General features: G+C 53.3%; 2 protein-coding genes. One reads left to right on the top strand and one right to left on the bottom strand.

Features of this window, described 5'->3' with window-relative positions; translation table 11 throughout:
- Window positions 1-292: 292 nt before the first annotated feature.
- Window positions 293-952 carry a class I SAM-dependent methyltransferase gene (locus BM254_RS17625; protein ID WP_092006930.1) on the top strand — a complete coding sequence of 220 codons (660 nt, stop codon included), beginning with the start codon at window positions 293-295 and terminating at the stop codon, window positions 950-952.
- A 30-nt stretch (window positions 953-982) separates the two neighbouring features.
- On the opposite strand, the gene BM254_RS18040 is transcribed toward BM254_RS17625, so the two are convergent.
- Window positions 983-1108: hypothetical protein (locus BM254_RS18040; protein WP_425434505.1), on the bottom strand; the 126-nt coding region annotated here is incomplete at its 5' end.

Genomic DNA, 1108 nt, shown 5'->3' with positions numbered 1-1108 from the left:
ATCCGGAGCCGGTTCGTTGATGCGCGGCAGGCCCGCTACAGGTGCTGCTTGGTTTTCCATAGAAATGTCCTCTTGAGATTGGGTTGTCAGTTGACTGTTCCAAGATACCTTTCGTTTTAAATTCCAGCAAAGAATAAAGATATATCAGAACGATATATGCTTTCTATGACTGGTGATGAGGCAATTGGCAGGGGCTAACATGAGGCTTCGGTGCCCGTTAGCAGCTATCATTCGGGTTAAAAGAACCAGATCCGATAAAGATCTGAAACACGCAGGAAAGAGGTAGAGCCCGGTGCCGAAAATCGAGCCTTTCGAGGCACATCATGAGCGTTACGAATCCTGGTTTGACAGGCATCGGGAAGCCTATGTTTCAGAGCTCCTGGCTGTCAGGCCCTTCATCCCATTAGAAGGAAAGGGGCTGGAGGTGGGAATTGGCAGCGGGAGGTTCGCGGTGCCTCTTGGGGTGCAGTACGGGATAGATCCTTCTCCGGCGATGCTCAACTACGCCCGTTCCCGGGATATCAAGGTAGCTGTAGCCAAAGCCGAGCAGCTCCCGTTCAAGGCCTGCGTTTTCGATTACGCCCTGGTGGTGACCACTATCTGTTTTGTCGATTCAGCCAGCGACATGCTTGCCGAGATCCATCGAGTCTTGGCCCCGGAGGGTAAAGTGATTATCGGTCTGATCGACCGGGAAAGTGAACTCGGCGCATTTTACCAGGAGCACAAGGGCGAGAGCGTCTTTTATCGGGATGCGGAGTTTTTCTCTGCGGCAGAAGTTGAGCGTCTGTTGCAGGACAACGGGTTTATCGTGGAGGCGAGGGCCCAGACACTTTTCAGGCCGCTTCCGGAGACCACGGAGATCGAACCAGCACTTCCGGGACGCGGTAAAGGCGCTTTCGTCGTAATCACAGGTAAAAAAAGCCGGACCTCTCGGTCCGGCAAAGGGCTGTGAATCAGTCGTTTGAGTAAAGCGAAGTCTTACTTACAGGGACTTGGTGCAGAAGTAGAAGTCTTTGCACTCGTAGTCACCGGACTCGACGCGTGAGTTGGCGCCTTCGGCAGTCTTGGCCGGCGGAACGATAACCTTGTCGCCTTTCTTCCAACCTTC

It is taken from the genome of Marinobacter pelagius (assembly GCF_900114925.1).
In the GTDB taxonomy this organism is placed as follows: domain Bacteria; phylum Pseudomonadota; class Gammaproteobacteria; order Pseudomonadales; family Oleiphilaceae; genus Marinobacter; species Marinobacter pelagius.
Note: the sequence above shows the minus strand (reverse complement) of the source record. Positions and strands in the feature narration are given on the sequence as shown.